This window comes from Kribbella sp. CCNWLW201, assembly GCF_037203805.1.
In the GTDB taxonomy this organism is placed as follows: Bacteria; Actinomycetota; Actinomycetes; order Propionibacteriales; family Kribbellaceae; genus Kribbella.
In genome coordinates, this window is the sequence record NZ_JBBCBQ010000002.1 from 592,213 (window position 1) to 617,143 (window position 24,931).

Consider the following 24,931-nt stretch of genomic DNA (forward strand, 5'->3'; position numbering starts at 1 on the left):
GTCCGCGACACCCCCGGGTCGGCGACTGTCCGTGGTGGGGGACAGAATGACTGACATGCGTCTGGATCATCTGTCGTACGCGTGCGGGCCCGATGGTTGCCCGGCGACACTCGAACGGTTGTCCGCGCTGCTGGGCGCCGAGTTCGTCGACGGTGGGGTGCATCCACGATTCGGCACCGTGAACCACATCCTGCCGCTGGAGAACGACCGCTACATCGAGGTCGTCGACGTGCTGGACCACCCGGCCTCCGACAAGGCGCCGTTCGGTCAGGCGGTGCGCGCCCGCAAGGAGCTCGGCGGCGGCTGGCTCGGCTGGGTGGTGGCGGTCCGCGACATGGAGCGGATGGAGAAGCGCCTCGGCCGGGAGGCGGTGCCCGGCAACCGGCACCGGCCGGACGGGGTGAACCTGACCTGGCGGCAGATCGGCGTGAAGGGCCTGATCGCCGACCCGCAACTGCCGTTCTTCGTGCACTGGGACGACCTCAGCGAGCACCCGTCGACCGGCGGCAAGGGCATCAAGCTGACCGCGCTGGAGATCGCCGGCGACCCGAACCGGGTGACGGACTGGATCGGGCACCCGGCCGACCACCTGCTCGACGACCTGGACGTCGACTGGCGTCCCAACGGCCAGCCCGGCCTGGTCTCGGCCGTCTTCGAGACCCCGAACGGCACGGTTCGGCTGTAAAACGTCGTACCCCTTGACCTGGTCCTGTCGCACGCCTAACGTACAACCAAATGGTTGTAGATGAGATGGTCGTGGACCGGTTGCTGCACGCATTGGCCGATACGACCCGGCGCGATATCGTCCGGCGCTGCCTGGTGGGCGAGGCGTCGGTGTCGCGGCTGGCGGAGGCGTACCCGATGAGCTTCGCGGCGGTGCAGAAGCACGTCGCCGTCCTCGAACGGGCCGGGCTCGTCACCAAACAACGCAGTGGCCGGGAGCAACTGGTGAGCACCGACGTCGACGCCGTACGGCGAGCCCGCGAGGCACTCGACCAGCTCGAAGCGACCTGGCGTGGGCGGGTGGACCGGATGTCGGCCCTGCTGACCGAGACCGATACCGAGGGGAACCAGAACGATGAGCGTGACCAGCATTGACAAGGATTTCGATGCGTTGACCCTGACCCTGATCGCCGACTTCGACGCGACCGCCGAGCGGGTCTGGGAGCTGTGGGCCGACCCGCGGCTGCTCGAGCGCTGGTGGGGACCGCCGACGCACCCGGCGACCATGGTCGAGCATGACCTGACGGCCGGCGGCGAGGTCGCGTACTACATGACCAGCCCGGAGGGCGAGAAGTACCACGGCCGCTGGCAGCTCACGGCGGTCGACCCGCCCAAGTCGCTGGAGTTCATCGACGCCTTCGCGGACGCCGACGGCAAGCCGGTCGAGGGGATGCCGACCAACACGGTCCGGATGGAGCTCAGCGGGTACGACGGCGGCACCCGGATGGAACTGCGGTCGACGTTCGACTCGCGGGAGCAGATGGATCAGCTGATCGGCATGGGGATGGCCGAGGGTCTGGAGCAGGCTGTCAGCCAGATCGACGCACTGCTTGCCTAGTGGATGTTCTCGAGGTCGGCGAGTGAGGTCTCGAGGTGGACGAGCAGGCGCTGCAGGTGCGGCACGGTCCGGCGGCAACCGGTCAGGCCGAAGTGCAGCTGGTGATCGTAGCTGGTCACGCTGATGTTCAGCGCCTGCCCGTTCAGCACGATGGAGGCCGGATACATGCCGAGCAGGCGTGACCGGTTCCAGTACAGCGGACTCTCGGCCGGGCCGGGCACGTTGGAGATGACCACGTTGTACGGCGGCGTCGTACGGCCGGCCACACCGGGCAGGACGGCGGCGGGGCCGGCGACGCCGAAGCCGAGGGCGCCGATCATCAGGTTCTGCAGCGGGCTCAGTGCGGACAGCACACCCTTGCTGTAGCTGGTCGACGCCATGATGCGGCGGATCCGGCGGTCCGGGTCCACCTCGTCGGTGGCGAGGTCGGCGATCAACGTGCTGAGCGAGTTCCCGCCACCGGGTGCGTCGGAGGTTCCGCGCAGCGACACCGGGACCATCGCCGTCAACGCCTTGTCCGGCAGGGCGTTCAGCTCGAGCAGATAGTTGCGCAGGGCACCTGAACACATCGCCAGCATCACGTCGTTGAGGGTCGCGCCGGTGATCGCGCGGACCTTCTCCAGTCGCTCGATCGGCCACGACTGCGCGGCGAACCGACGCGCTCCGGTGATCGACTGGTTGAGGATCGTCCGCGGCGCCTGGAACGGGGTGGTCGAATGCAGCAAGCTCTTCAACCCGACCGGCGTGAGGCCGGCCAAGTCGGCCAGAACGCGAGCGGCGCCGCCTGCCGCCTGCGCGGCACCACCGAGGGTCCGCCCCGGCACTCGGCCGATCGCCGCCAGCAACTCGGCTCCGGTCGGCATGCCGCCGGCATCCACAGCACCGGTCCTACTTGGTGGCTCAGCACTCGGTAGGGCGTAGGTCGCGGGCATACCGGTGCGGGTCGAGTCTGTGGTCAGCGTGTCCTGCATCCAGCGCAGTGCGGTCACGCCGTCGATCATCGAGTGGTGGATCTTGCTGTAGATCGCGAACCGGCGTCCTTCCACGCCCTCGATCAACTGCATCTCCCACAGCGGCCGATGCCGGTCGAGCAGCGTGCCGTGCAGCCGGCTGGTCAGCTCGAACAACTCCCGATACCGCCCCGGCCGCGGCAGCGCCGACAACCGCACGTGGTACTCGAGATCGATCTCGTCGTCCTGCTCCCAGGACCAGTACCCGAGGTCGAGCGCCCGGTTCCGCACCCGCCGCGCGAACAACGGATTCACCGCCTGCGCCGCGACCATCTCCTGGTACAGCCGCGGCACGTAGTCCCGCGAGCCTTCCGGGAACACGTGATCCCGCCCAGCCCCTTCGGGCAACTCGAACAGCATCAACCCACCGACGTGCATGGGCTGCTCACGGCTCTCCCCGAGCAGGAACATAGCGTCCAGCGGCCCCACCGCGGTCATGGGGCCTCCCGGCCTGGACTGAGGAGCGGAGGGAGCGAAGCGACTGGAGTGACGAGGGAAGGCCGGGAGTCAAAGCCCCATGACCCGCCGCGCCGGAGGCGTGGCATCAATACGGTCATGGTCCCTCCCGCTCCCAACCTGGTTCCCGGCACTTCATCGTTGCCGCCGTGCCCCAGGTCGTCTACACCTCCCCAACACCCTTCACCCAGATTTGGTTACCGCCTCAACAACTATCGGACGGAGGGCGCCGGCAGAGGATCAGTCGAGCGGGCGGTAATTCACCCCGATGCGCTCGATCCGGGTCAGGTGCGGGCGGAGGCGGGTGAGGAAGTCGTCGTACGACGTCTTCGGGGAGCCCCAGGCGCGTTCGGCGAAGGCGGACAGGCGTGGGAGGAGCATGTAGCCGACCTGGTCGGGGCCTTCCATGTACTCGGTCCAGATCTGGCACTGGGTGCCGACGATCCGGGCCTCCTCCTCGGCGCTCAGACCGGACGGGATCACCTCGAAGTCGTACACCTTCTCCAGCGGGATGAATCCACCGATCGCGAGCGGCTCGGTCGCCGGCTCACCCTGGTAGTAGTCGAAGTACACCGACTCACACGGCGCCATCACCACCTCGTGGCCGGCCTTCGCGGCGACCTCACCACGCTCCGCGCTGCGCCACGCCATGATGACCGCGTCCTTCGGGCAGTCGGTCTCGACCATCTCGTCCCAGCCGACCAGCCGGCGCCCCTCCTCGGCGAGCACCGACGCGACCTGAGCGGTGAACCACCCCTGCAGCTGGCTCGCCTCGGACAACCCGAGCTCGGCCTGCCGCTTCTGCGCGTCCTCCGCATCCCGCCACTGTTCGGCCGGGCACTCGTCCCCGCCGAGGTGGATGAACGGCGACGGGAAGATCTCCAGCACCTCACGCAGCACGGTCCGGACGAACTCGACCGTCGCGTCGTTCACGTTCAGGACGTCCTCGCTGATCCCCCACACCTGCCGCACCCCGAGCTGAGTCTCCGGGAAGTTGCCGAGCTCCGGGTACGCCGCGATCGCCGCCTGCATGTGACCCGGCAGATCGATCTCCGGGACCACGGTGATCCCGCGCTCGGCGGCGTACGCGACGATCTCGCGGAGGTCGTCCTTGGTGTAGAAACCGCCGTGCCGGGTCCCGTCGTAGGTGAAGTCGGTCTGGCCGTGCGACATCTTCCCGACCATCGTCTCCGGCCGCCACGCACCGACCTCGGTCAGCTTCGGGTACGCCTCGATCTCGACCCGCCAGCCCTGGTCGTCGGTGAGGTGCAGGTGCAGCACGTTCATCCGGTGCAGGGCGATCACGTCGAGCACCTTCAGCACGAACTCCTTCGGCATGAAGTGCCGTGCGACGTCGAGCATCATCCCGCGCCAGCCGAACCGCGGCGCGTCCGCGATGTGCACGGCCGGCACCGCCACCTTCCCGTCCTCGGCCGGTACGGCGGCATCCAGCAACTGCTCGTACGTCGTCTCCGCGTGCCGGAGCGCATCCTCGGAACCGGCCGAGAGCCGGGCACCGTCCGGAGTCACGTCGATGCGGTACTCCGTCTCACCGAGGTTCTCCACCACCGTCCGAACCGCCTCGGCGATCGGGTCTTCGGCGATCCACTGAGCTTCGGTGAGGGTGAGTTCGCGCGGGGCAGGGACGATCGCGATGTCGGGCATCCGGGGACTCCAAGGGGGTCGAATTACGTCAAGACGATCCTATAAGCGGGAATCGGCGCCGTCCATGTTCGGAAGTGCGTGCAACTCGAATGCTGAGAACGGTGCCGAACACGCAAATCCACCTGCCTTACCGGTCAGCTTGATGAGAAGGTGAGCCAGTGACCACCGACCAGAGACCTGCCGATCTACAGCGGACCACTCTTCGGGTCCTGGTGGCCAGCAACGCGCTGGGTGGGGTGGCGGCGGCCAGTGGGTTCGCTGTGACCGGTCTGCTGGCGGAGAACATCTCCGGCTCGACCTCGCTGGCCGGTCTGGCTGCCACGTCGACCACTCTGGGCGCTGCACTTCTCGCCGTACCGCTGGCTCGGTTGGCACGGTCGCGTGGGCGTCGCATCTCGTTGACGACCGGCTACCTGATCGCCTTCTCCGGTGCACTGCTCACCATCGTCGCTGCCCAGGTGGACTCTCTCGTCCTGCTCTTGTTCGCCGGGTGCCTGTTCGGCAGCGGCTCGGCCTCCAACCTGCAGTCCCGGTACGCCGCCACTGACGCCGCTGATCCGGATCACGTCGCACGCTCGCTGGCGCTGGTCGTCTGGGCGACCACCATCGGTGTGGTCGTCGGACCGAACCTGACCGGAGTCGGCGGCTCGGTCGGTACGTCGGTCGGCCTCTTGGCGCTCGCCGGTCCGTACATCTTCTCGGTGATCGCCTTCGGCATCGGCGTGGCCACGGTGTGGTTCGGTCTGCGTCGGCTGCATCACGTCACGCCCAAGGTGAAGCTGGAACGGCAGCCACTCGCGGCAACGTTCCGCCAGGTCGTGGCCGTCCCGCACGCCCGGCTGGGGCTGCTGGCCATCGCAACGGCCCACGCGGTGATGGTCGGGGTGATGTCGATGACCTCAGTGCATCTGACGCACCACGGTGCCTCGTTGACGATCGTTGGCTTCGTGCTGAGCGGACATGTCGCCGGCATGTTCGCCCTGTCCCCGCTGACGGGCTGGCTGGCCGACCGCCTCGGCCGCATCCCCACCATCGGCATCGGTCTCGGTGTGCTGGCCATTGCGATGACAATCGCAGCCCTGGCACCTGACGAGGCGCACGCCATGACCGGGGTGGCGCTGTTCCTGCTGGGGCTCGGCTGGTCAGCCTGTCTGGTTGCCGGGTCCACCCTGCTGTCGCGCTCGGTCCCTGAGGACATCCGCACGTCAGCGCAGGGTCTCTCCGACCTGACCATGGGTGTGCTCGCCTCGATCGCCGGCGTCGCCTCCGGCCCGATCCTCGCCTACTTCGGCTTCCACTGGCTTGCCGTCGGCTGCGGTCTGCTCCTCATCCCGGTCGCCGTACTGGCCGCGACCACACCGCAACGATTGCCTCAGGCAACGTAAGTGACAGTGCGGGCACCGGGCCGGAACCCGATGCTCTGGTAGAGCTTGCGCGCCTTCGGATAACCGTCGTCCCCGCGCGGGCAGACCAAGGCCTCGACAGCACCCGCGTCCCGCACCGCGTGCAGAGCGGCGAGGTTGACCGCCTGAGCGAACCCACGACGCCGGTACGCCGGATCGCAGCCGACCGGCTCGACCAGGCCGGATCGAGCTCTCCGAGCACCACCCCTAGGCCACAACCTGACCGTCGTCCTCCCACAGTGCCGTCCGCCAGGTGTCCGCCCGACTGAACATGGAAGCCCGCTGCCAGGCAACGTCGCCAATGTGCAGGCGGGACCGCTCACTCCAAGTCCGCTGAACCAACTCCTGCATCGCCCGCAGATCCGCGGGACCCGCATAGTCACGCCGATGCATCGAAGCCCTCCGTCAATCGCGGTTGCCGTTGGCAAGGCAACTAAGGTCTGAGGGGTGAGCATCGCGGACGGTGGGATTCCGAGTCCAAACATTTGGCACCACCCGAAGGTGTATGAGGTTGAGAATCGGGCGGTGGATCCGGATGGGGTGATCGAGCCGGCCATGCGGGCGATCCGGGACTGGGCCGGGGCGACGGTGCTCGACATCGGGTGCGGGACCGGGTTCCACCTGCCGATGTTCGCCGCGACCGCGGCCCGGGTGATCGGTGTCGAGCCCCATGGCGCGCTGGCCGAGGCGGCCCGGCGTCGTACCGGACGGCTGGGGAATGTCGAGGTGCGGCAGGGTACGGCGCAGCGGTTGCCGGTGCCGGACGCGTCGATCGACGTGATGCACGCGCGCTGGGCGTACTTCTTCGGGCCGGGCTGCGAACCGGGACTGGCCGAGCTGGACCGGGTGATGCGACGTGGCGGGACCGCGTTCGTGATCGACAACGACGGGAGCCGGTCGACGTTCGGGCGGTGGTTCAGCGCTGCGTACCCGATGATCGAACCGCCCGTGGTGGAACGGTTCTGGACCGCGCGTGGCTGGCACCGGACCCGGCTGGACATGGGCTGGCGGTTCGAGAGCCGGGCGGACTTCGAGGCAGTGGTGCGGATCGAGTTCACCCCAGCCGACGCCGAGCGGATCATCGCCTCCCACGTCGGCGCCGAGGTCGACTACGCGGTCAACCTGTGGAGCAGAACCTTCTGAACATCTTCTGAAACGGCGCGCGGCGAGGCCTGCGAACGGCCCTCCCGTCCCCATAGGGTTGACGAACCACTCGACGGGGCCACTGGGGAGGCGCCAGCCACGGATGGACGGACTGAGGCTCGAACGAATACCTGATCTGCCGGAGAACGTCCTGGTCGAGGTAGGTGAGCAGCGAGCCCTGGTGATGCCCACTGCCGCCGCGGCCCGTCGCCTGGCCGACCTGGTGATCGGTGTGGAGGATCCGCCTGACGGCGCGGTCGTCACGACCGGCGGTCCGGTCCGGCTGGTACCTGCCGAAGGCGGACTGCTCCCACACCTCACTGTGCTCGGCAATGTGATCCACGGGCACACAGTGGCTCACCGCGTGACCCGTGAGGTTGCCGAGAGCCTCAGCACCCAGACAGCAAAGTGGTGCGGCCTGGAGGACGTGCTGCATCGCCACCCGCACGAGATCACGCCAGGCCGTCGTCGACTGGCCGGTGTGGCCCGAGCACTCCGCGCCGAGCCACGGGTGATCGTGCTGGAAGACGCCGCCGGTCTGCCGACGTGGACGTCTCTCTTCGGCCTCCAGCCCAACCCCGAACTCAAGAGAGCAGCACTGGTACTCATCACGACCGATCCTGAACGTACGACGGGCTTCCGCGATGCAACGTAGTCGTCGGGCGTTCCTGGGTACGGCGGCGACGCTGTTGGTCACCGGGTGTTCGAGTGATGTCCTCGGTCTGCGTCGCAGTGTGCGCGTAGCGGTGAGCTGGAGTGGACAGGAGTTGCGGGCGTTCCACGACGTCCTCGACGGCCTCGGCAAGCTGGACTACCCGGTGGAGGTCGTACCACTGGGCGACGACATCTCCACGGCCTTCGGCGCGCGCTCTACCCGCCGGCCGGACATCGTGATGCTGCCGCAGCCCGGACTGGTCCCCCGTCACCTCCGCAGCCTCGAGCCGATCCCGGACGACGTTGCGGATCGTGGACGAGCCCGTCTGTGGGCTGAGCTCTTGGTACACGACGGATCGACGTACGGGGTGCCGTTCAAGACGGCGCACAAGTCTGCGGTCTGGTATCGCCCCTCGGTCTTCCGGAAGGTCGGCGTCGAGCCGCCACGACTCTGGTCGGAGTGGCTGGCTGTCAACAGGACGCTGTCCCGTGCTGGCGTCCGGCCGCTGTCACTGGCCGCCGGGGACGGCTGGGTGCTCACCGACTTCTTCGAGAACGTGCTGCTCGGCATAGCGCCCTCTGTCTACGCAGCACTCGCGACGGCCGACAGCCCGCATCCATCCCGCCAACCGCAGGTCGCTGCAGCACTTCGCCTGCTGGGGACGATGTGGTCGACTCCGCATGCACTGGCTGGTGGTGTGGAGCGGTCGCTTGTGCAGCAGTTCCCTGACGCGGTTGTCGAGGTGTTCGGCCACCGCAGAGCCGCCATGGTCCTGGCCTCCGACTTCGCGGAGCCTGTGGTGCGGTCGTTCGCCGCAGACCCCGACGACGTCGGCCTGTTCACCTTCCCAGCACTCGCACCGGGCGCGGCAGCGCCTGTCGTGGTGGGCGGTGACGTCATGGTGCTCCCGAAGCCCGCCTCGGACGACGCCCTCGATCTGGTACGACGACTGTCCGCACCAGCCGCTGCGGACCCGTGGATCAAGGACGGCGGATTCCTTGTCGACGGACGGGCTTCCGGCTACTCCCCTGAGCTCACCCGGCTCGCCGAGCAGTTGTCGGGGTCCGGCGGGCTGCTGCAGTTCGACCTGTCCGACCGGCTCGGACGGCTCGGAGACATCAATGGACTGTGGCGAGTCCTGACCGACTTCCTCGTTCGCATCGGCGACCGCGGCAGTGACGTCGTATCTGATGCCGTGGACGCGGCGATGATCGAACTGCGGAAGGTGGAGGGCTGATGGGCTTGCAGAGCAACGGCCTGTCGCTCGAGGTCGTCGGCCGGGAGGTGAGCGGTCGCCCGGTGGCCGGCAAGCCGCACCGACCGTCCGTTCCCTATCTACTCGTCCTGCCGGCGTTGCTGCTGAGCTGTCTGCTGTTGATCCCGATCGCGGTGACGGTGGTCGCGGCGTTCCGGACACCGGGCGGTTTCGGCTTCGGCAACTTCGCGGTGATGGGCGACCCGGACGCATTACGGGCCGTAGGCAACAGTCTGATCTGGGTCGGGGTCGCGTTCGGGCTGGTGGTCGTCGGGTTCTTTCTGGCCCTGTTGAGTTATCGGCTGCCCGGAGTGACGTCGTTCCTGCAGCCCGCCCTGGTGATGCCGTTCGCGGTGTCGGTGCTGGTGTCGGGGGCGACGTTCCGGCTGATCTTCGACCCGGCACCCGAACGCGGCACCGTGACCGCGGTCTGGACCTCGCTGTTCGGGTCGAGCCCGGTCTGGCTCGGTCCCGGCCTGGTCTGGCTCGTCCTGGTGTCCGCCTTCGGCTGGACCTGGCTCGGGTACGTCGTCTCGTTGTTCCGCGCCGGTCTGGACGCGATACCGGACGACGTGAGCCGCACGATCGCCGCGGAGGGTGTCACCGGTTGGCGACGGCTGTTCGCGTTGGAGATCCCGCTGCTCCGGCCAATCACTGGCGTGGTGACGCTGACCCTCGTGATTGCAGCAGTCCGGGTCTTCGACTTGGTGCTGATCGTCGTACCCGGGCCGATGCAGCGGTCTGCCGACGTACTGGGGCTGAACTGGTGGCGTGCGACCACGACAGGTGATGACCCGGGTCGTACTGCGGCTCTCGGTGTGGTGCTGTTCGCGATCGTGGCTGCTGTCGGGGTGGCCGGCGTACGTGGTCTGCGGCGGCGCCGGTGGGCGATGCCGGTGGCTGTGGTGACACCTGATCCGTCGTTGGGTCGACCGAAGCCCAGCAAGCGAATACGGCGCATCGGGTGGACTGTCGGCTTTGTTGTCAGCCTGGTGTGGGTCCTGCCGGCTGTGGTGTTGGTTGCGACCGCATTGCACTCACCACGTGAGGCTGGACTACGAGGCTGGTGGTCCCTGTCGGGACTCGGGTTCTCGTCGTTCGCCGCTGCCGCGAACATCGGGCTGTTCCGGGCGCTCCTGTCCACAGTGCTGATCGCCGGCGCGGCCACGGCTGTGGTGCTGGTGATCGCCGTACCGACTGCCTACCTGGTCGCGTGGGGTGGGCTGCCGAAGTGGCTGGGGCGTGTGGTGACGTCTGTGTTCGTGGTGCTGGCCGTGACGCCGGTGCAGATGTACGCCGCTCCGTTGCGGGATGCGATCGGTGCGGCGGGGTTGGCCGGTTCGCGGGTCGCGTTGGCCTTGGTACATGCGGCTGCTGGTCTGCCATTCGCCGTACTGTTGCTGCGGTCTGCGTTCGCGTCGGCACCACCGGCCTTGGTGTCCGAGGCATTGCAGGGGCCTGCGCGTCAGAGCGCCGTACTGGCGACAGTGCAGCGCACGTATCGGCCTGCACTGGTTGCTGTTGCGGTGCTGGAGTTCGCACTGGTGTGGAACGACTTCATCGTCGGCTTCCTGATCAGTGGCCCCGGTACGACGCCGTTGTCGCTGGTGTTGTGGGGTGAGGCTCGGCAGTTCTCCGCGTCGGCCGGGACTGTCGCCGCTGCCGGTGTGGTGGCTTCCGTCGTACCAGTGGTGCTGATGCTGTCGTTCTGGCAGACGGTTGTGCGTGGGCTGACGGTTGGGGGCAAGCCATGACGGAGCCCGCGCCGGTCACGAAGAGCACTCCGAAAACCGAGGACCAGCAGAACCGGAAGCGGGGTGGCTTCTTCGGCCGCAGTGCGCTCGCGTCGGGACTCGTGACCGGGCTTCTGGGCGAGAGACTGTCGGACAGTCTCGACAGCGGCGGCTGGGTCCGAGTGGTGGGTCTCGCCGTCGCAATCGGCTGTGCGGTGGTCTGGGCGTACTACGACATTCCAGTCGCCCTGCGGATGTACCGGCAATGGCGGCAGGGCGGTGTGGTCGCCGTACCTGCTCCGGAGCTTCACAGCGCAGCGGAGCAGGCGGAGCGGTGGCTGGTCTCGCTCGGCTCGGGTGCCGGTGGGATGGCTGCGGCCGAGTGGTTCTCACTGAACGAGTCGCGGCTGCGGGACCTGCTGCGGACGGAGAAGGCGCGTGACGAGACCGCTGACGACCTCGCCCGGATCTGTGACGCGTTGGAGGTCTGGTATTTGCGCCGACGCGACCCTACGGCGCTGCTGGAGTTGAGTGAGTCCCTGGCTGCTATTGCCGACGCGAGCGGGCGGCGTGACCTTGCGGAACTCGCTGCCGCCCGGGAAGCGACGGCGTACCGGCTGAAGGGTGACGTGGAGACTGCGAGCAGCCGACTGGGTACCTCGAACAACGTGGCCACGAACAGTCGTACTGCGGCCGCGATGACGACCCGTCGGCAGGTAGAGCGGGCACTGCTGCACCTGAAACGGGCGGAGAAGGCGCCGACCGGGAACGATCGCGATGAGGCTGTGCTGAACGCACGTGACCGGTTGGACGATGCACGGCTGAGTCGACCGGGTCCTGACCTGGCGGCCGAGGTGGCGATCTCCATCAACCTCGCGATCGTCTGCCTGTACCAGCAGGACCCCGAGACCGCGCACGACCACCTCCGTACGGCGGCTGCCCGCGCCACCGCCGCTGGAGACATCAGCGGCCATGCACACGCGCTCGAACTGCATGGTGTCGCTGCCTGGATGCAAGGCAGCCCGCGCGAGGCCAAGAGCTGGTGGAAGCACGCTGAGCACCTGTACGCCGAGATCGACGAGAGCGAGGGCCGCGCGCGGTGCCTGCAGCATCTGGGGTCGGCCGACGTCGTCGCGGGTGAGCTGGGCAAAGCCCTGAAGCAGCTCGAGGAGAGTGCCGAGCTGCGTCAGTCCGAGAGCGAACTGCTGACGACGTACCTCGAGGCCGCACGCCAGAGCGGGCAGCCGCCGGAGGTCGGCCCGGACCCCGACCCGGTCACCCACGTCGGCTGGATCCGCCGGCGGCTCATCAAGCTCAGGGACCACTTTCGCTGACCCTGTGGACAGCCGCCCGGGATTTGTCGGCGGCTTCGCCTAGGTTGTTCGGCATGGCGAAGGCAGCGGGGAGCACGAAGGGAAAGCCGGCGTTCGCGTGTTCGGAGTGTGGGTGGACGACGCCGCGGTGGATCGGCCGGTGTGGCGAGTGCCAGGCCTGGGGCACGGTCGCCGAGGTCGGTGCGCCCAAGGCCGCCCGGATCACCGCCGGTCCGGTCTCCTCGCCCGCGATGCCGATCGCCAAGGTGTCCGCGATCGAGGCCGAGTCCCGCCCGACCGGGATCGGTGAGCTCGACCGCGTGCTCGGCGGCGGCGTCGTACCGGGTGCTGTGATTCTCCTTGCCGGTGAGCCCGGGGTGGGCAAGTCGACGCTGTTGCTGGAGGTTGCGGCGCAGTCGGCTCGACGGGGTGAACGGACGCTGTACGTCTCGGGTGAGGAGTCTGCTGCCCAGGTGCGGTTGCGGGCCGGGCGGACCGACGCGTTGGTCGACGAGCTGTACCTCGCGGCCGAGACGGACCTGTCTGCGGTGGTCGGCCAGGTCGATGCGGTCGAGCCTTCGTTCCTGGTGATCGACTCGGTGCAGACGATGGCGCATCCCGAGGTGGACGGTGCGCCCGGTGGCGTGACGCAGGTCCGCGAGGTCACCGGAGCGCTTGTTCGACTGGCCAAGGAAAGGCACATCGCGGTCGTGCTGGTCGGGCACGTCACCAAGGACGGCGCGATCGCGGGTCCGCGGATGCTCGAGCACCTGGTCGACGTCGTGCTCGCGTTCGACGGCGACCGGCACTCCGGGTTCCGGATGGTGCGGGCGACGAAGAACCGGTTCGGCCCGTCGGACGAGGTCGGCTGTTTCGACATGGTCGACACCGGCATCGTCGAGGTCACCGACCCGACCGGCCTGTTCGTCTCCGAGCACGCCGAGCCGGTCGCGGGGACGTGTGTGACGGTGATGATGGAGGGCCGGCGGCCGTTGCTGGCCGAGGTCCAGGCGCTGGTCGGACCGTCGGCGGCGCCACAGCCGCGCCGGACCACGTCCGGGCTGGAGTCGTCCCGGGTCTCGATGATCCTCGCCGTACTCGGGAATCGCGTCGGTCTGAAGCTGACCGACCAGGAGGTGTACGTCGCCACCGTCGGCGGGGTGAAGATCACCGAGCCGGTCGCGGATCTCTCGGTCGCGATCGCGGTCGCGTCGTCGGTGATGGACAGGCCGATCCATCCCGGCCTGATCGCGATCGGCGAGGTCGGCCTGGCCGGTGAGGTACGACGGGTCGGCGGCCTGGAGAAGCGGTTGGCCGAAGCCGCCCGGCTCGGGTTCACCAAGGCGATCGTTCCTGCCGATGTACCGAACCGCGGTAAAGAGCTGAAGCCTATGGACATGCAGGCCAAGTACGGCCTGCGCGTCTTCGCCGCCCCCGACCTCCCGTCGGCACTGCTCGCCGCCGGGCTCACCTGAGAGCCTCGATCCGTGGATCCTGGCAGCAGCGAGCAGGTGCTCGGCGGAGTGCAGCGCAAGGCGGAGGGCGAGGCTCGGAATGGGGTTCTCCGTGCCTCGTCCTCCAACGCCGCGATGTGCCCGCCGAGTGCCGCGCAGCGCGGCAGAGTCCACGGATCGAGGCTCAATGTGTTTAGGCGCACATCCGTGAGACGAGGGATCCACGGGGGTGCGGCCGGGAACGTAGTCTGGGGAGGCCCCCGCCGGGTTCAGCGTGGAACCTGGGACCCCACCGGCGTTGTCCGGTTGACTGCAGGAGCCCTCAGATGACCGGTTCCAGAGTTGTCGCGCTCGGCCACTACCAGCCCGAGCGGGTGCTGACCAACGACGAGCTCGCCACCATCGTGGAGACCAGCGACGAGTGGATCCAGAGCCGGGTCGGCATCCGCGAACGCCGGATCGCCGCACCCGACGAGCAGGTCGACGAGATGGCCTGGCGGGCCGCCGAGAAGGCCGTCGCGAACGCCGGGATCGACACGGCCGAGATCGACTACGTCGTGGTCGCGACCTGTACGGCGATCGACCGCTCCCCCAACATCGCCGCCCGGGTCGCCAACCGGCTCGGCCTCGGCAGCCCGGCCGCCATCGACGTGAACACCGCGTGCTCCGGGTTCGCGCACGCGCTGGCGACCGCCGACCACGCGATCCGGGCCGGCGCGGCCTCGAAGGCGCTCGTCATCGGCGTGGAGAAGCTGAGCGACTTCACCGACTGGACCGACCGGACCACCTGTGTGCTGATCGGTGACGGCGCCGGCGCGGCCGTGGTGGTAGCGACCGACGAGCCGGAGATCGGCCCGGTGGTCTGGGGTTCGGTGCCGGAGATGTCGGACGCGGTCCGGATCGAGGGGCACGACGCGAAGTTCGCCCAGGAGGGCCAGAGCGTCTTCCGCTGGACCACGACCCAGCTGCCGGTGATCGCCAAGCAGGTCTGCGAGAAGAGCGGGATCGCCCCCGAGGACCTCGGTGGCGTCGTCCTGCACCAGGCCAACCTGCGCATCATCGAGCCGCTGGCCAAGCGGCTCGGCGCGGTCAACGCGGTGATCGCCAAGGACGTCGTCGAGTCCGGCAACACCTCGGCCGCGAGTATCCCGATCGCGCTGTCGAAACTGGTCGAACGGCGCGAGATCCCGAGCGGCGCGCCGGTGTTGTTGTTCGGATTCGGTGGCGGTCTGTCCTACGCCGGTCAGGTCATCCGCTGTCCGTGACGGCTCAGCAGTCGGGCCGGATCCGGACGATTCACGCGGGAGATCGGCCTGCACGTGTCACGTGCACGGGCGTTTGCACGCGCACGTGCAAGGGCTGCCGATGCGGCGGCCGCCGACCGGCCGGTAGCTGGGAACTTCGGGCCCACCGCGTCCGGACAACCGCATAGACTCAGTGACCGTGGCCCCCAATTCCGACAAGAACAGCACCGGCGCCCGGATGCGCGCGACCCTCGCGGCGGTGGCACCCGGTACCGAACTGCGCGAAGGCCTGGAACGGATCCTGCGCGGGCGTACCGGCGCCCTGCTCGTCCTGGGTCACGACAAGACGGTCGACTCGATCTCGACCGGCGGCTTCGAGATCGACGTAGAGTTCTCCGCGACCGGGTTGCGTGAGCTGAGCAAGATGGACGGCGCGATCATCCTGGACCGCGACGTCTCCCGCATGCTCCGGGCCGCCGTACACCTGATGCCGGATCCGTCGATCCACACCGAGGAGACCGGCACCCGGCACCGCACCGCCGACCGGGTCGCCCGGCAGACCGGGTTCCCGGTGATCTCGGTGTCGCAGTCGATGCACATCATCGCGCTGTACGTCGACGACCAGCGGTACGTGCTGGAGGACTCCGGCGCGATCCTGTCCCGCGCCAACCAGGCCCTCGCCACCCTCGAGCGGTACAAGCTGCGCCTCGACGAGGTCTCCGGCACGCTGTCCGCCCTCGAGATCGAGGACCTGGTCACCGTCCGCGACGTGGCCGCGGTCGCCCAGCGGCTGGAGATGGTACGGCGGATCGCCACCGAGATCGACGGGTACGTCGTCGAGCTCGGCACCGACGGCCGACTGCTCACCCTGCAGCTCAACGAGCTCGTCGCCGGTGTCGCCGGTGAGCGCGAGCTCGTCGTCCGGGACTATCTGCCGCCGGCGACTGGTCGGAAGGCGAAGACTGCGGACGACGTACTGCTCGAGCTGGACGCGGTCAGCCCGACGGACCTGCTGGACATCGGGCAGGTCGCGCGGGCTTTGCAGCTCGGCGGGGCCGAGCAGCTGGACGCGGCCGTGACGCCGCGCGGGTACCGCCTGCTGGCCAAGGTGCCGCGGCTGCCGGGCGCCGTGATCGACCGTTTGATCGACCACTTCGGCCACCTACAGAAGTTGCTCGCGGCAAGCATCGACGACCTGCAGACGGTCGAAGGCGTCGGCGAGAACCGAGCCCGCACCGTCCGCGAGGGCCTCTCCCGCCTAGCCGAATCCAGCATCCTCGAACGCTACGTCTGACCCGCAACACCCAATCGGACACCGCCTTCGGCGGCGGCAGTTCTCCTGCCGCCTCCGGAGGGCCGCCCACCCGACAACCACGCCACTCCATCGGCGGACAGACTGTGCTGCCGCGCGGCCGAGGAACAACAAGACAGTTCGCGGGGCGTGCAGCTGGCGACGGCGCACTGAGGTGAGCGGACACGGGCCCTCGAGTGGGCCGCTGCCAGAGGCGATGCACCAGGGGTTCAGCGACTCGATGGCACAGTCGCTGATGCTGCCGGCCGCAGTGCTGCTGCTGGGCATGCTGGCGGTTCTGCTGTTCGCCAAACCGCAGCACATGCAGCGGGCTCCGACGGCAGGGTCAGACGACCTGGAAGGCCTGCGCAGTTGACTCACGGTCGTCGAAGACTGCCTTGACGATGTAGGTTCCGGGCTTGGCCACCGGCTGACCGGGCAGGCAGCCAGGCCCGGAACGGCGGCCGTTCCATGGCACCGTGGTGGCCGCCTGCTTGCCTTTGGCAACCACTAGGGTGGTGCGCTGAATCGCTTGCCCACAATGCGTTGTGGTCCAGATCAGGTCGTTGCCCGACATCACCGTGACGGTCAGCTCGCCGGAGTCGATCGCGGCCTTGCACTCGTCCGAGACCGCCTCGAACTGGATCACGAAGTTCAGCACCGAGCCGGACACGATCTTGCGGGCGGCGGGCAGCGCCTCGATCTTCAGATCGTTGCCTTCGCACTTGGTGTCCCGGGGCGTCTCCGACGTCTTGACCGGTTTCTCGGTCTTCTTCTCCGTCTGCTTCCCGCTCGCCGTCGGTGTCGTGGTGGGTGCGACCGTTGGAGCCGTCGTCGGGTCCTGCTGCGGGCCGGTGGCGGCCGTGTTCTGCGGGTCCTCGCCGCCCCCGAACAGCCGGAGGACCAGGAAGAGCAGCAGCGCCAGAACAGCAAGCACCAGTCCCCGGCGGAACCAGTACACGCTGGCGGGCAGGTGCCCGACCGGACGGAGCAGGCTGCTCATGAAGCTGACCCTAATGTCAGGATTGTCCTCACCATGTCAGGCTCGCCGCTCCTACCCGTAGCTGCCGCGCTGCACCGCCCCGTGCTGCAGTGGTACGACGCCAATGCCCGGGTGCTGCCGTGGCGCGAACCAGGGGTTGGCGCGTGGGCGGTGATGGTGAGTGAGTTCATGCTGCAGCAGACTCCGGTCAGTCGGGTGCTGCCGGCGTACCAGTCCTGGTTGGAGCGGTGGCCGAAGCCGGTGGACCTGGCTGCAGAGCCGCCAGGAGAGGCTGTGCGGGCTTGGGACCGGCTCGGGTACCCCAGACGTGCTCTGCGGCTTCACGCGGCGGCTCAGGCGATCGTGGAGCGCCACGGCGGCGAGGTACCGGACGACCACGAAGCGCTGCTCGCTCTGCCCGGTGTGGGGACCTACACGGCAGCTGCCATCGCGTCCTTCGCGTTCGGCCAGCGGCACGCGGTCGTGGACACCAACGTGCGCCGAGTGCTCGCGAGAGCTGTCACTGGCGTCGCTCAGCCGGCCATCTCCCCCACTGCGGCCGACCAGCGGCTTGCGGTGACCGCGCTGCCCGCTGACGAGCCGACAGCGGCCCGCTGGGCGGTGGCGTCGATGGAACTCGGTGCACTGGTCTGCACCGCGCGTACGCCGAAGTGCGGCGACTGCCCGATCCGGGGCCGGTGTGCCTGGGTCCTCGCCGGCAGTCCGCCGTACGACGGTCCGCCGCGCCGAGGGCAGACGTATGAAGGCACCGACCGCCAGGTCCGCGGTCGTCTGCTGGCCGTGCTCCGCGCTACGTCGGACGCCGTACCCAAGAAGGCACTGGACGCCTGCTGGCACGACAAGGCGCAACGAGAACGCGCCCTGGACGGCCTGGTAGCGGACGGCCTGGTCGAACCTCTCCCACGCGCCCGCTACCGCCTGCCAAGCTGAGCGGCCGGCCCTACCGGACCGGCCCTCAGCGCGTTCTTCAGTTCTTCTTGCTGCCGGTGGTGGCTTCTTCGTCGTCGTCGGTCAGCAGGTCGAGCGGCATCGCCGGGCTGCCGGACAGCGTCGCCAGCATCTGGCGGACGTTGGTCAGCTGCGCGTTGATGCTGTCGCGGCGCTGCGTCGCGGCGGCGAGCTCGCGCTCGGACTCGGCCCGGATCCGCTCCGCCTTGTCCTTCGCGGCGGCGACGATCTCCTGGGCCTGCCGGTTCGCGTCGGCCAGCTGCTGCTGGGCCAGCCGCTCCGCCTCGGAGCGGGAGCGGTCGGCCTCGCGCTGCACCTGGGCGGCGCGGTCGGTGACGGCGGCCAGCTGCTGCTCGGCCAGCGCGGTCCGGGCGGCGAACTCCTGCTCGACCTTGCCCCGGCGCTCGGCCAGGGTGGTCTCGAACGCGGCCGCGGCCTGAGCGGACTTGGCCCGCTCCTGCTCGTACAGCGCCTGAGCCTCGCTGCGCCGGGCCGTGGCGTCGCGCTCGGCCTCGTCCCGCATGTCGTCGGCCTGGGTGCGCGCCTCCTCCAGGATGCGGGCAGCCTCGGCGTCGACCTCGCTCTTCCAGTCCAGGGAGTACTGCTCGGCCTCCTTGCGGACCTTCTTCGCGTGCGCCTCGGCGTCGGCGACGATCGCCTCGGCGTCGGTGCGGGCGCGGGTGACCAGATCACGGGCCTCGTCGTCGGCCAGCGACAGGATCTTGGCGACCCGCTCACCGAACTCGGTGAACGTCGGGGCGCGGTCCTTGCTCTCCTCCTGCGCAGAAATGACGGCCGACTCGGCGGCGTCCGTCCGGGTCTGCAGCTCCTGCACGTGCCGCTGCAGCTGCTCGGACTGCTGCTGCAGCGCGGTCAGCGAGGTGGTCAGCTCACGGATGTGCTGGTCCACCTGGGCAGGCTCGTAGCCACGCAGAACGGTGCGGAACGGGGTTGGGCTTTCACTGCTCATGTCTTCTGATGCTCACTTCGGTGGGTGGGTGGATCACACATTGTCACTGACAAGGATCTGACTGTCACGTCCTCATCCTGATTCCCCCGTGGAACCCTCGCTGGAGGACATTCCACCACCTGGACGGAATCCCGGTACAGCGAGTGCCTCGATCACACCCGAAAGCTGGGTGAGCTCCTTGGTGATCTCATCACGGCGCTGGTTCAGCGCCGCGACCCTCGCCTCGGCGTCGGCGAGAAGTTTTCGGGCCTGGGCACGCAGGTCGTCGGCGTGCTCGCGGGCCTGCGCCTCGACCCGCTGGGCCTCGGCGCGGGATTTGCGGATCAGTTCGTGCGACTGCCGCTGGGCGTCGGCGAGATCGTTGGCCGCGCGCTCGCGCAGTACCTGGGTGCTGGACTCTGCCTCGGCCTCGCGGCGCTGGGCCCGCTCGACGATCTCGCGGGCTTCGGTCGCGGCGGTCACCTTCACCCGGTCGGCCCGGGCGTTCGCCTGGGCGGTCACCTTCTCCGCCTCCTGCTTGGCCGCGGCCAGCGTGGCCTCGGCCTGCTGGTTGGCGGTCGCCAGCGTGGTCTCGGCCAGCGCGGTCAGCTCGGCGTTCTCCCGGGCGATCGCGTCCTTGGTCTGCTTGAGCCGGCTGGTCGACCGGCCGATCACCCGGCGCAGGTGCGCCCGCTTCTGCCGCATCAACGCGGCCGCGTCGGCGGCGGCCTGCTCCCGGATCGACTGCGCCTCGGACTCGGCCGCGCCGATCAGGTCGTCGACCGTCTTCTTGCTCCAGATGGTCTGCTTCTCGGCCTCGGCGAGCGCCGCCTCGGCCGCCTTGTTCGCGTCCTCGACGATCCGCTGCGCCTCGCCGGCCGCGGTCCGGCGGTCGGCCTCGATACTGTCCACGACCAGCTTGGCCTGCGCCCGGGCGTCGGCCATCAGCCGCTCGTTCCCGGCCTCCGCCTCGGCCTTGCGCTCGGCGATCTCGGCGACCGCCTCGGCCCGCAGCTTGTCGATCTCCAGTGAGATCGCGGCCAGCTTGGCCCGCTCGGTCTCCTCCAGCTCGGCGGTCCGCCGCTCCAGCTCGGCCCGGTTCTCGCCGCGCAGCCGCTCGATCTCGGCATGTGCCTCGGCGATCTGGACGCGGGACTTCTCCCGGGCCGCCTCGACCTCGCGCTCCACCGCGGCCCGCAGGTCGGCGGCCTCGGTCTCGGCCCGGGCGATCAGGTCGGCCTCGTTGCGGACCGCGGCCTGCGACACCAGCGCGGCCTGGTTGCCGGCGTCCGCGACCAGCTGCTGCGCCTCGCGACCGGCCCGCTCGATCGTCTGCTGCGCGGCCTCCCGGTCCTCCCGGGCCTCCTCGAGCAGCTCGTCGGCCTCTTCCTTCAGCCGCGCCGCCTCGGCCTCGGCCGCCGCGATCCGCCGGTCGGCCGCGGCCTGCGACTCGGCCCGCAACCGGTCGGCGGCCGCCTGGCTCTCGGTCCGCAGCTGCTCCGCCGCGGCCTCGGCATCGGCCCGGCGCCGGCCCACCTCCTCGGCGACCGCGGCGCGGAGCTGTTCGGCTTCGGATTCCGAATCGGCCTTCAGCCGCTCGGCGATCGCGGTCGCCTCGGCCCGGACCCGCTCGGCCTCGGCGGTCGACTCCTGCTGCAGCTTCTGGGCCGCGGCGGCGGCCTCACGTCGTATCCGGTCGGCCTCGGCAGTGGACTCGGCCTTGAGTCGCTCGGCCATCGTCTCGGCCTCGGTGCGGACCCGGTCGGCCTCGTTCTCGGACTCGGTCCGGAGTTGCTCGGCAGCGCGCTCGGCGTCGTTGAGCAGCCGTTGCGCGGCCGAGGTCGCGTCGGCCCGCATCTTCCGCGCGGCCGCCTCGGCCTCCGCCTGCATCCGCTCGCTCTCGCTGCGGATCCGGTCGGCTTCCTCGCGGGCGCGATCGTTCTCGTACTCCGCCTGCTCGCGCAGCGTGTCGGCGATCCGCTGGGCCCGTTCGAGCACACCACCCGCTTGCCGCACGCCAAAGGAACCGGTGTCGGCGACCGGTTCCTGGGTCAGGGGCAGACGCGGTGCGTCCATGCGACGAGATGATTCCATCCCCGGCCCCCTTTCCGACAGTCCGGGTCCCATCAGCGTGGTCACAGCGTTACAACGCGGTACATGGGTGGCAGGTAACTTCTTTTTCATGCCGCTGCGCGATCTTCCCACCGAATCGAAGGCCGCGGCGGCGCTTCTGCGTACCGAACTGATCACCCATCGCAGGACCATACGACGATCCGGACGACATGGTGTCGTCCTCGCGTGTCTCGCTGCCGGTACGGCGTTCTCGGTGCTCGTACCGGGTCCGGCGGGCACAGGCTGTTACCTGTGGCGAGCGACCACTCAGCCGGTCAGCGGCCGTGGCGCGGCCCTCGCACTGCCGGTCGCGATGGTGCTGCTGATCCTCGTGGATCGCTTGTCTGCCGACAGATTCCGGCTTCGTAAGCAGGTCCGTTCTCTTGGTACGACGGCCATCGGAGTGGTCACCCTGGCGGCCTGGACCGGATTCGCCGCACAGGGTCGACCGAGCTGTACGACCTCACCGGCTGTGATCGGCACGATCGTGTGCGGAACCCTCGCGACCGCCGTCGCCGCGCACTGGGCGACCCGATCGACGGCCCCTCGGACCGCGCCGGAAGACCAGTCGGAAGGGGCATCCGATGAGCCACTCAATCAGTCCGAATTGCGGGCAGTCTTTGTCCAGCTCGGCGCTCAGGTCGACTCGTGGACGCCTTTTCGCTTCCGGCTGTTCCCCTTCGCCTCGGGTGCCCTCGCCGTACTGCTTGTGCTCTCAACCGTGCTCCCATGGCGTGAGCTGCTCGATCCGATCGCACTCGGACCGACTGCATCCGAGGCCGGTCTAGCCCGGTCTCAGCTGTGGGAGATCCCGTCTGCCCGGCTCTGGGCTGTCATCGTCTGCGGTTTGGCGGTGGCGACGCTCGTCTCGTCCGGCCTGGTACGACGAGCAGCCGCCGTCGCCACCGGATCAGCTGTAATCGCCGGTCTGGCGTCTCACCTGTTGTGGCTGCCGGACGGGTTGGCCTCGGGAGTCGGGTATCGCCCGGCGATCGGAGCCTGGACCGCACTCGGTCTCGGGCTGCTCTTATGTGTGGCCGGCCTGCTGGGTACGCGTCGAGTGGTGCTGGCTGGTGCCGTGATGGTGGGCGTGCTGGCTGGAGTGCTGGTTCCGTCGGCTGTCGGAGCGCCGTACCGGCCGTCTGTCGTTGCAGGGGTTCCGCACCGGTTGCTGGATCTGCAGGGTGGGCAACTGGTCGATCGCCTCGGCCTGCGGGTCGCCATCGGTACGTCGGACCCGCTGGACTCGCTCGCCGGGACACTCGATGGGTCACCCGGGCAGTGGCTGCTGGGCCGGACTGGTTCGGAGAGCTCGACAGTGTTCGCGTACGACGACGGCGTCGCGCTACCCCAGGTCACGCTGAACCACGGCACCACTCCGCCCGCACTGTGGGGTGTCAGCGACAACCGCATGGTCCTGCTCGCCGGTGGAGCACTCGGACAGCCGTGGGCGATCCTCTCGGTGCCACTCGACCTGGTCAGCGCCGACATCAGCCTCAGCCACAAGAACCCGGACAAGTCCTACTACGTGACGCCGGGCGTGGACATCCTTGCCACCGGCATCGGGCCCGCACTCAGCCACCGCAACGCCGACAGGTCGATCGTCGTCTGGGGATCAGCCACCACGTGGCAGATCCCAGCGAACCAGCTGCGCAAGGGAATGCGCCTCAACGACTTCGTGGTCGACCCAGGGCCGGGTGCACCGGGCAACGCGGTCTCCAGCGGTCCAGACGGTACGACGGCCTGGCGGACGAGCGACACGGGGTTGGCAATGGTCCGGCCGGGCGGAGCGCCGCAGCAGCTCACCGGAGTGGCGCCGGCTGGCTGTGTACTGAGCAGTGATGCCGCCAGTTCATCCATGACGGTCGACGCGTTCGCAGTCGACGTACGAGGCAACCTGTGGCTGGGTGGTGGTGCTCCGACGTCAGTCATCACTCCGGACGGCGTACTGCGGAAGCTGCCGGGTGGAGCCGAGGGGGTCGACAGCATCGAGGCCCGGCCGGACGGGTCGGTGTTGCTGGGGACATCACCGGGTGGCGGGGATCAGGTCCTGCAGATACCCGATGCAGCTAGTGCGGCGGCGTCGTACCCGGCTGCTCCAGCGCCGGAGCCTCGGTGCGACCGCCGGAAGCCTGCCGACGGTGCGACGACCTTCCGGACGTCCGTGGTGTCGTCTGTGCCGGTGGTCGGTGCGGCTGGGGTGAGTACGCAACTGGCTCTGGATGAGGCTGGGCGGCTGGTGCGGGTACGTGTTCCGGTGGCGGCTCGTGCGTTTGCTCCGGACGGCCAGGGTGGCGTGTGGTGGACGGTGAGCGGCCGTACGGAGAGCGCCGTACATCTGGTGCGCGGCCGGGAGACTGTGGTGCGGGACTCGCAGCCCGTGCCGGCGAATCAGAAGGGTGAGGGTGCCGCGGCTGCTGGGGATCGGCTGGTGACTGCGCTCGGTGGGAGCCTCTACAACTTCTACGGGCCTGGCGCGGCAGTGCGACGCGTCCAGGTCAAGGGCGAGCTCCGGCCGGGTGGACTGGTGCAGCTCGCGTCTGGCCAGGTGGCGATGGTGCTCGGCGAGCAGCTCGCCGTCGTTGCCGACGACGGCCGCACGACAGTCCTGCTCGGTGGATCGGAGACAGGCTGGCCGATCTCGGCTACCGGCGTACCGGCGTCGCAGTGGACCGCAGACGGCAGCTGGTTCGCCGGTCCCGACGGAAAGCTGTGGGGGTACGACGGAAGCCACCTGGTCCGCGTGGATGCGCCAGGCCGGGTCACCGTGCTCGCAGGACCTAGGCAGGGTGTGCCACAGGCGGCGGACCAGGTGACCGTGATCGGCCAGGCCCTGTACTTCCAGCTCGGCAACGACCTCATCCGCCTGGAGGCCGCCAGATGACTGACTTTCCCGATGAGGAGCTGCCCCGCCGACTCGACGCCGCCGAGACCGAGCTGGCCCGGTCCGAGCACCGCTGGTTCGCTCGAGCGACCCTCCTCGCCGCCCTGGCCACGGGCGTCACGCTGCTGCTCCCCTGGACCTACACCAGGCGCTACGGCCTCTCGGTCTGGCAACTGGGCCTGGAGATCGAGCCCGCACTCGCCCTCACCTGCCTGGCCGGCCTCATCACGTCGACACTCGCCTTGATCCTGAAACCCGGCACCCGCGCCCAAGCAGCCGCAGGTATCACCGCCATCATCTCCATCGTCTGCCTCGCCACCGCCTGGCAAGCCACTAACCTCGACTCTCTCACCGATACCTGGCCCGGCCCGGGCCCGGCCTTCACCATCGCCACCTCATTTCTCTGGCTCCTCGCCACCACGGCCCAACTAGTTGCCCAGAGCCACCATCGCGCCGGCCCCGACCAGCCGGAGATCGCCCGCGCCATAACCCGCCTACGCAGAACCCGCTGACCCCACCACCCCCACCGCCGCCCCAGCTGGCCTCGCCGCCGCCCCCCGCCACTGAAGCCACCGTGCTCCGCCGGCAGCGCCCGCCATCGACTGAAGGCAGATGGTCGGAGGAAAGCGCTTGTCGACCGCACAGTGCTCACACTCGCCAACAGCGGGCCGCTTGGACACACGGTGGCTTCAGTCGACGCGCCCACCCCACGGTGGCTTCAGTCGACGCGCCACCCACACCACCGTGGCTTCAGTCGACGCGCCACCCACACCACCGTGGCTTCAGTCGACGCGCCACCCACCCCACGGTGGCTTCAGTCGACGCGCCCACGCCACACCGCGCGGTGGCTTC

23 protein-coding genes are annotated in these 24,931 nt (G+C 69.1%); 16 read left to right on the forward strand and 7 right to left on the reverse strand.

The genetic code is table 11. The annotated features are described in order from the left end of the window. Positions 1-55 precede the first annotated feature (55 nt). From V9K99_RS12605 to V9K99_RS12615, 3 genes are read left to right on the forward strand one after another with little or no spacing between them, the layout of a single operon-like run. A complete protein-coding gene (locus V9K99_RS12605) occupies positions 56-685 on the forward strand; it encodes a VOC family protein (RefSeq protein WP_337002040.1) in 630 nt (209 codons plus the stop codon). A 50-nt stretch (positions 686-735) separates the two neighbouring features. Continuing rightward, positions 736-1,098, forward strand: coding sequence for an ArsR/SmtB family transcription factor (locus V9K99_RS12610; protein WP_337002038.1), 363 nt, complete (start codon positions 736-738; stop codon positions 1,096-1,098). Continuing rightward, the gene (locus V9K99_RS12615; RefSeq protein WP_442914712.1) at positions 1,085-1,561 is read left to right on the forward strand and encodes an SRPBCC family protein; all 477 of its coding nucleotides are present in this window, start codon (positions 1,085-1,087) and stop codon (positions 1,559-1,561) included. The genes V9K99_RS12610 and V9K99_RS12615 overlap by 14 nt, the downstream gene beginning before the upstream one ends. Here V9K99_RS12615 and V9K99_RS12620 read toward each other — a convergent pair. Further along, a complete protein-coding gene (locus tag V9K99_RS12620; RefSeq protein WP_337002034.1) occupies positions 1,558-3,009 on the reverse strand; it encodes a WS/DGAT/MGAT family O-acyltransferase in 1,452 nt (483 codons plus the stop codon). The two genes, V9K99_RS12615 and V9K99_RS12620, sit on opposite strands and share 4 nt — an antisense overlap. A gap of 258 nt (positions 3,010-3,267) precedes the next feature. After that, positions 3,268-4,692: a beta-N-acetylhexosaminidase gene (locus tag V9K99_RS12625; RefSeq protein ID WP_337002032.1), complete on the reverse strand. Its 1,425-nt coding sequence runs from the start codon at positions 4,690-4,692 to the stop codon at positions 3,268-3,270. 158 nt (positions 4,693-4,850) lie between these two features. On the opposite strand from V9K99_RS12625, the gene V9K99_RS12630 reads away from it, so the two are divergent. Next, on the forward strand, positions 4,851-6,077 hold the full coding sequence (locus V9K99_RS12630; RefSeq protein ID WP_337002030.1) for an MFS transporter: 1,227 nt from the start codon (positions 4,851-4,853) through the stop codon (positions 6,075-6,077). Here the strand turns inward: V9K99_RS12630 and V9K99_RS12635 are convergent. Then, positions 6,065-6,313: a GNAT family N-acetyltransferase gene (locus V9K99_RS12635; RefSeq protein WP_337002028.1), complete on the reverse strand. Its 249-nt coding sequence runs from the start codon at positions 6,311-6,313 to the stop codon at positions 6,065-6,067. The two genes, V9K99_RS12630 and V9K99_RS12635, sit on opposite strands and share 13 nt — an antisense overlap. After that, the gene (locus V9K99_RS12640) at positions 6,303-6,488 is read right to left on the reverse strand and encodes a hypothetical protein (protein ID WP_337002026.1); all 186 of its coding nucleotides are present in this window, start codon (positions 6,486-6,488) and stop codon (positions 6,303-6,305) included. Before V9K99_RS12640 ends, V9K99_RS12635 begins: the two co-directional genes overlap by 11 nt. A gap of 132 nt (positions 6,489-6,620) precedes the next feature. On the opposite strand from V9K99_RS12640, the gene V9K99_RS12645 reads away from it, so the two are divergent. The 9 genes from V9K99_RS12645 (at position 6,621) to V9K99_RS12685 (ending at position 16,559) form a co-directional block, all read left to right on the forward strand. Further along, positions 6,621-7,238, forward strand: coding sequence for a class I SAM-dependent methyltransferase (locus V9K99_RS12645; protein WP_337002024.1), 618 nt, complete (start codon positions 6,621-6,623; stop codon positions 7,236-7,238). Between the two features lie 103 nt (positions 7,239-7,341). Beyond that, a complete protein-coding gene (locus tag V9K99_RS12650) occupies positions 7,342-7,893 on the forward strand; it encodes a hypothetical protein (protein WP_337002022.1) in 552 nt (183 codons plus the stop codon). Continuing rightward, on the forward strand, positions 7,883-9,130 hold the full coding sequence (locus tag V9K99_RS12655; RefSeq protein ID WP_337002020.1) for an ABC transporter substrate-binding protein: 1,248 nt from the start codon (positions 7,883-7,885) through the stop codon (positions 9,128-9,130). Before V9K99_RS12650 ends, V9K99_RS12655 begins: the two co-directional genes overlap by 11 nt. Beyond that, positions 9,130-10,902 carry a sugar ABC transporter permease gene (locus V9K99_RS12660; RefSeq protein ID WP_337002018.1) on the forward strand — a complete coding sequence of 591 codons (1,773 nt, stop codon included), beginning with the start codon at positions 9,130-9,132 and terminating at the stop codon, positions 10,900-10,902. The genes V9K99_RS12655 and V9K99_RS12660 overlap by 1 nt, the downstream gene beginning before the upstream one ends. Then, positions 10,899-12,215, forward strand: coding sequence for a hypothetical protein (locus V9K99_RS12665; RefSeq protein ID WP_337002016.1), 1,317 nt, complete (start codon positions 10,899-10,901; stop codon positions 12,213-12,215). Before V9K99_RS12660 ends, V9K99_RS12665 begins: the two co-directional genes overlap by 4 nt. A 53-nt stretch (positions 12,216-12,268) precedes the next feature. After that, positions 12,269-13,669 carry a DNA repair protein RadA gene (gene radA, locus V9K99_RS12670; protein WP_337002014.1) on the forward strand — a complete coding sequence of 467 codons (1,401 nt, stop codon included), beginning with the start codon at positions 12,269-12,271 and terminating at the stop codon, positions 13,667-13,669. A gap of 305 nt (positions 13,670-13,974) precedes the next feature. Further along, positions 13,975-14,913, forward strand: a complete 939-nt coding sequence (locus V9K99_RS12675; protein ID WP_337002012.1) for a beta-ketoacyl-ACP synthase III — start codon at positions 13,975-13,977, stop codon at positions 14,911-14,913. A gap of 217 nt (positions 14,914-15,130) precedes the next feature. After that, the gene (gene disA, locus V9K99_RS12680) at positions 15,131-16,186 is read left to right on the forward strand and encodes a DNA integrity scanning diadenylate cyclase DisA (protein WP_337002329.1); all 1,056 of its coding nucleotides are present in this window, start codon (positions 15,131-15,133) and stop codon (positions 16,184-16,186) included. 172 nt (positions 16,187-16,358) lie between these two features. After that, positions 16,359-16,559 carry a hypothetical protein gene (locus tag V9K99_RS12685; RefSeq protein ID WP_337002010.1) on the forward strand — a complete coding sequence of 67 codons (201 nt, stop codon included), beginning with the start codon at positions 16,359-16,361 and terminating at the stop codon, positions 16,557-16,559. On the opposite strand, the gene V9K99_RS12690 is transcribed toward V9K99_RS12685, so the two are convergent. Next, entirely contained in the window at positions 16,530-17,186 is a 657-nt protein-coding gene (locus V9K99_RS12690) for a hypothetical protein (protein WP_337002008.1), read from the reverse strand. The two genes, V9K99_RS12685 and V9K99_RS12690, sit on opposite strands and share 30 nt — an antisense overlap. A gap of 33 nt (positions 17,187-17,219) precedes the next feature. Here V9K99_RS12690 and V9K99_RS12695 point away from each other — a divergent pair, with 33 nt between their 5' ends. Then, positions 17,220-18,116: an A/G-specific adenine glycosylase gene (locus V9K99_RS12695; RefSeq protein ID WP_337002006.1), complete on the forward strand. Its 897-nt coding sequence runs from the start codon at positions 17,220-17,222 to the stop codon at positions 18,114-18,116. A 37-nt stretch (positions 18,117-18,153) separates the two neighbouring features. Here the strand turns inward: V9K99_RS12695 and V9K99_RS12700 are convergent, their stop codons facing one another. Together V9K99_RS12700 and V9K99_RS12705 are read right to left on the reverse strand one after the other, a co-directional pair. After that, complete coding sequence (locus V9K99_RS12700) at positions 18,154-19,104, reverse strand: hypothetical protein (protein WP_337002005.1); 951 nt, start codon at positions 19,102-19,104, stop codon at positions 18,154-18,156. Between the two features lie 72 nt (positions 19,105-19,176). Next, positions 19,177-21,159: a kinetoplast-associated-like protein gene (locus V9K99_RS12705; protein ID WP_337002003.1), complete on the reverse strand. Its 1,983-nt coding sequence runs from the start codon at positions 21,157-21,159 to the stop codon at positions 19,177-19,179. 106 nt (positions 21,160-21,265) lie between these two features. Between V9K99_RS12705 and V9K99_RS12710 the strand changes: the two genes are divergently transcribed. Then, positions 21,266-24,079 carry a hypothetical protein gene (locus V9K99_RS12710; protein WP_337002001.1) on the forward strand — a complete coding sequence of 938 codons (2,814 nt, stop codon included), beginning with the start codon at positions 21,266-21,268 and terminating at the stop codon, positions 24,077-24,079. Further along, positions 24,076-24,591, forward strand: a complete 516-nt coding sequence (locus tag V9K99_RS12715) for a hypothetical protein (RefSeq protein ID WP_337001999.1) — start codon at positions 24,076-24,078, stop codon at positions 24,589-24,591. Before V9K99_RS12710 ends, V9K99_RS12715 begins: the two co-directional genes overlap by 4 nt. Positions 24,592-24,931 lie beyond the last annotated feature (340 nt).

Coding starts and splice junctions, on each gene's coding strand:
- V9K99_RS12605 (WP_337002040.1), top strand. CDS start 56: ATGCGTCTGGATCATCTGTCGTACGCGTGCGGGCCCGATGGTTGCCCG.
- V9K99_RS12610 (WP_337002038.1), top strand. CDS start 736: ATGGTTGTAGATGAGATGGTCGTGGACCGGTTGCTGCACGCATTGGCC.
- V9K99_RS12620 (WP_337002034.1), bottom strand. CDS start 3,009: ATGACCGCGGTGGGGCCGCTGGACGCTATGTTCCTGCTCGGGGAGAGC.
- V9K99_RS12625 (WP_337002032.1), bottom strand. CDS start 4,692: ATGCCCGACATCGCGATCGTCCCTGCCCCGCGCGAACTCACCCTCACC.
- V9K99_RS12640 (WP_337002026.1), bottom strand. CDS start 6,488: ATGCATCGGCGTGACTATGCGGGTCCCGCGGATCTGCGGGCGATGCAG.
- V9K99_RS12650 (WP_337002022.1), top strand. CDS start 7,342: ATGGACGGACTGAGGCTCGAACGAATACCTGATCTGCCGGAGAACGTC.
- V9K99_RS12655 (WP_337002020.1), top strand. CDS start 7,883: ATGCAACGTAGTCGTCGGGCGTTCCTGGGTACGGCGGCGACGCTGTTG.
- V9K99_RS12660 (WP_337002018.1), top strand. CDS start 9,130: ATGGGCTTGCAGAGCAACGGCCTGTCGCTCGAGGTCGTCGGCCGGGAG.
- V9K99_RS12665 (WP_337002016.1), top strand. CDS start 10,899: ATGACGGAGCCCGCGCCGGTCACGAAGAGCACTCCGAAAACCGAGGAC.
- radA (WP_337002014.1), top strand. CDS start 12,269: ATGGCGAAGGCAGCGGGGAGCACGAAGGGAAAGCCGGCGTTCGCGTGT.
- V9K99_RS12675 (WP_337002012.1), top strand. CDS start 13,975: ATGACCGGTTCCAGAGTTGTCGCGCTCGGCCACTACCAGCCCGAGCGG.
- disA (WP_337002329.1), top strand. CDS start 15,131: ATGCGCGCGACCCTCGCGGCGGTGGCACCCGGTACCGAACTGCGCGAA.
- V9K99_RS12690 (WP_337002008.1), bottom strand. CDS start 17,186: ATGAGCAGCCTGCTCCGTCCGGTCGGGCACCTGCCCGCCAGCGTGTAC.
- V9K99_RS12695 (WP_337002006.1), top strand. CDS start 17,220: ATGTCAGGCTCGCCGCTCCTACCCGTAGCTGCCGCGCTGCACCGCCCC.
- V9K99_RS12700 (WP_337002005.1), bottom strand. CDS start 19,104: ATGAGCAGTGAAAGCCCAACCCCGTTCCGCACCGTTCTGCGTGGCTAC.
- V9K99_RS12705 (WP_337002003.1), bottom strand. CDS start 21,159: ATGGACGCACCGCGTCTGCCCCTGACCCAGGAACCGGTCGCCGACACC.
- V9K99_RS12710 (WP_337002001.1), top strand. CDS start 21,266: ATGCCGCTGCGCGATCTTCCCACCGAATCGAAGGCCGCGGCGGCGCTT.
- V9K99_RS12715 (WP_337001999.1), top strand. CDS start 24,076: ATGACTGACTTTCCCGATGAGGAGCTGCCCCGCCGACTCGACGCCGCC.